This window comes from Paenibacillus zanthoxyli JH29, assembly GCF_000520715.1.
GTDB classification, from domain to species: domain Bacteria; phylum Bacillota; class Bacilli; order Paenibacillales; family Paenibacillaceae; genus Paenibacillus_AQ; species Paenibacillus_AQ zanthoxyli.
The window spans coordinates 1-3,202 of sequence record NZ_ASSD01000204.1 but is presented as its reverse complement, the minus strand read 5'-3'; the positions used below and the strand labels follow the sequence as shown (position 1 = coordinate 3,202).

The window sequence follows — 3,202 nt, the reverse complement described above, 5'->3', positions numbered from 1 at the left end:
TGGCGGCCCGTCGCCGCTCAGCGAGCCGGAGGCTGCTGCACTGGCTTCGCTGTGCGAGGAGGAGCCAGCGGATATAGCGGTGTCGCTGCACAGTCAAGGCCAGGAGATCTACTGGAACTATCGCGGATATGAGCCGCCGGAGAGCCGGGAAATCGCGGAACGTCTGGCACTGGCCGGCGGCTACCGGGCGGTTGCTTTGACGGAAAGTGACGCGGGATTTAAGGACTGGTTCATTATGAAATTCAAAAAACCGGGGTTCACCGTGGAACTGGGTCTGGGCAGAAATCCGCTCCCGCTTGAGGATTTTGAAGATCTGACGCTGGAAACGGGGCAAATTCTGGCTGCTATTCTATCCCAATGAAAGTAAGTGAAACATTTTCAGCATAGCTGCGTAATCTATATAGAGGGTATGGCCGTATACGTCGCTAGAGACTGCTGCACGGCCGTACCTTTTTACTGAATCAATCTGGTTAAAAGCAGGAAGGAGACCGAAGATGAAACTAAGGAAGCTGCTGTCGCTTAAAGGATGGTCTCACGTGCTGCGAAGCACCTGGCAATACGTCGTCTCTCCGCATGTCGCGCTAGGGGACAAGCTGCTGTTCGTGATTCCGGTGGCGCTGTATTGGGTGCTGCCTGATGTTATGCCTTTTATGCCGATTGACGATATCGGTGTATCGATGATGCTGATGGCCTGGTTCGTCTCCAGAATGGACCGTAAATACCCGGCGCTGAATGGCCCGAAAAGATTGAGGCTAAATGACGACGGCAGATAAAATTTAAAGTTTGGTTGCATTATCCGGCGGTTTTCCTTTAAAATATATCACTAGAGTATAGAAATCCAGTTGTCAGGAGATGGACGGACTATGAAGGTCAAAATTACCCGCAACGCGGCTAAAGTTATAAAGAAACAGATGGATCTGGAAGAAAATAAGGATCTGAAGCTGCGCGTTCTGATTACCCATTCGCATGGCGACCATGCCCACTACGGTCTTGATTTGGACACGCCCAAGGAGAACGACGAGGTCATTCCGACGGATAAGGACATCGACGTTATTCTGGAGAAGGGCCAGCCGCTTCTTGACGGCGTAAAGGTCGACTATCTGTATTTTCCGCAAGAAGGTTTTGTTATTACGAATCCGTCCCAAGGCAACCACGGAGACCACTAAGCTATAGGGTTTGACAGGCTGAAGCTGTCTGGACGGCAAAGAAGGGAACAGCAATGGCTAACGATATACGCATTTGCGATAAATGCAATCATATGAGCATCAAAAGCGTTCTGCCTAAGCTCCGCAAAATGGCGCCTGACGCCGAGATCAAAATCGGCTGCAAGTCCTACTGCGGCCCATGCGGCAAGCGCGCTTTCGTCTACATTAATGGCCGCTATGTCAGCGCTTCGACCGAGGACGAGGTTTTGAAGAAAGTGGAGCCTTTCATTAAGCAGTCAGCAGTAAAGAAGTAGATACGATTTAAAAATGGATCTGTGCTCTGCCGGAATTCGGAGAGTGCTCTTTTGGCCGTTTTTGCAGGTCGACTGCAAGAATGGCCTTTTCTGTTCAGGCGTATGACCCGGGACTAATTTAGCACAATAGTGCAACGTGATATAATAGATTGAAATTGAGCGAGTACATAGAGGAGCGGGTGATCGAATGAGACAACTATCGGATACCATTTTGCTGAATAACGGAGTTGCCATGCCGTGCTTCGGGCTGGGAACGTATAAAGCCGAGGGCAATGAGGTGGAAAATGCGGTGACGGCGGCGCTTGAGCTGGGCTACCGGAGCATCGATACGGCGTCCCTGTACGAGAACGAGCATGAAGTGGGACGGGCCATTCGGGCCAGCGGTCTGCATAGGGGAGAGCTGTTCGTCACGACTAAGGTTTGGAATGACGATCAAGGCTATGACCGGGCGTTGGCCGCTTTTGAGAAGAGCCGTGAGGCGCTGGGTCTTGAAGTGATCGACTTGTACCTGATTCATTGGCCGGGACTGAACAAATACAAGGAGACGTGGCGCGCGCTGGAACGTCTGTACGAGGAAGGAAGCGTCCGCGCAATCGGCGTCAGCAATTTCCAGATTCACCATTTAGAGTCGCTGATGAATGACAGCAACATCGTTCCGGTGGTGAACCAGGTAGAGCTGCATCCCCGTCTAAGGCAGCGGCCGCTGCATGATTTCTGCTTGCTGAACAATATCCAGATCGAAGCCTGGGCGCCGCTTATGAAGGGGCAGCTACAGGATAACGGAACGCTGACCTCCATTGCGCGCTTGCACGGCAAATCGGTCTCACAGGTCATTCTCCGCTGGGAATTGCAGCATGACATCGTCATTATTCCGAAATCCGTAACGCCTTCCCGTATTAAGGAGAACAGCGAAATCTTCGATTTCGAGTTATCCCAGGAGGAAATGGACGCTATCGATACTCTGGATACCGGGGAACGTATCGGCAGACATCCGGACGACTTGATGTTCTAAGGAGCCGGAGGAACTGAGGGCATTTGTGGAAGATTAAACGATTGATTATTTAAAGGGAACAGGCAGGCTGTGGGGTACCGCAGCCTGCCTGTATTTTGTTTGATGTATAGCGCTGCCGGAGATCATAGGCCGACCTGGTCTTAGGCGCGTACGCGTTTAACTACTGCGCATCGGTCTCCTGCTTCGGCGCTCTTGGCGGCAGGGGACCCAGGTATTGATAATACTGGCACTCGATCCGTCCATTATACAGCTTGCGCCGCTTGTCCGCCTTTCTGCCAAAATAGTGCTCGAACTGCTTGGCCGGACTGATGGCGAAGAACGACCAGGTGGGCAGGTGCAGCATCATCTGCCCAAACTGGCGGGTGAGCTTCTCCACTTCTTTATCGTCGCTCAGCCGCTCCCCATAAGGGGGATTGGTGATGATGCAGCCGTATTCGCCTTCCGGCCTTGATTTGGCGGCGGGCAGGACGGAGAAGGTGATTTCACCGGACAGGCCCGCGCTTTTGGCAGCGGCCTGCGCGATTTCGATCGCCTTCGGGTCGATGTCGCTGCCGGTTAGCTGCAGCGGATCGTCGTCGCGGACGGCGTCGAATGCTTCTTCGCGGGCGGTCTGCCACGCTTCCGGCGGGATCGCCGGCCAATGCTCGGACGGGAAAGAGCGCCGGAGCCCGGGAGCGATATTCCAGGCCATCATAGCCGCCTCGATCAGAAACGTGCCCGAGCCGCAGCAC

At 53.4% G+C, this 3,202-nt stretch carries 6 protein-coding genes; 5 read left to right on the top strand and 1 reads right to left on the bottom strand.

The window, feature by feature from the left end; genetic code table 11:
- From L691_RS0107935 to L691_RS0107915, 5 genes are all read left to right on the top strand, one after another.
- Positions 1–361: M14 family zinc carboxypeptidase (locus L691_RS0107935; RefSeq protein WP_025689860.1), on the top strand; the 361-nt coding region annotated here is incomplete at its 5' end.
- A 133-nt stretch (positions 362–494) separates the two neighbouring features.
- Positions 495–773: a hypothetical protein gene (locus tag L691_RS0107930; protein WP_025689858.1), complete on the top strand. Its 279-nt coding sequence runs from the start codon at positions 495–497 to the stop codon at positions 771–773.
- Positions 774–863: 90 nt separating this feature from the next.
- Positions 864–1,166 (top strand): HesB/IscA family protein, encoded by a 303-nt coding sequence (locus L691_RS0107925; RefSeq protein WP_025689857.1) that lies wholly within the window; start codon positions 864–866, stop codon positions 1,164–1,166.
- Positions 1,167–1,219: 53 nt separating this feature from the next.
- Positions 1,220–1,459, top strand: a complete 240-nt coding sequence (locus L691_RS0107920) for a DUF1450 domain-containing protein (protein WP_025689855.1) — start codon at positions 1,220–1,222, stop codon at positions 1,457–1,459.
- A gap of 187 nt (positions 1,460–1,646) precedes the next feature.
- Positions 1,647–2,471, top strand: coding sequence for an aldo/keto reductase (locus L691_RS0107915; RefSeq protein WP_025689854.1), 825 nt, complete (start codon positions 1,647–1,649; stop codon positions 2,469–2,471).
- A 160-nt stretch (positions 2,472–2,631) separates the two neighbouring features.
- Here L691_RS0107915 and L691_RS0107910 read toward each other — a convergent pair.
- The coding region (locus tag L691_RS0107910; RefSeq protein ID WP_025689852.1) for a THUMP domain-containing class I SAM-dependent RNA methyltransferase at positions 2,632–3,202 on the bottom strand (571 nt) is incomplete at its 5' end.

Excerpts from the sequence above, each read along its gene's own strand:
- L691_RS0107930 (WP_025689858.1), top strand. The coding sequence starts at position 495 with ATGAAACTAAGGAAGCTGCTGTCGCTTAAAGGATGGTCTCACGTGCTG.
- L691_RS0107925 (WP_025689857.1), top strand. The coding sequence starts at position 864 with ATGAAGGTCAAAATTACCCGCAACGCGGCTAAAGTTATAAAGAAACAG.
- L691_RS0107920 (WP_025689855.1), top strand. The coding sequence starts at position 1,220 with ATGGCTAACGATATACGCATTTGCGATAAATGCAATCATATGAGCATC.
- L691_RS0107915 (WP_025689854.1), top strand. The coding sequence starts at position 1,647 with ATGAGACAACTATCGGATACCATTTTGCTGAATAACGGAGTTGCCATG.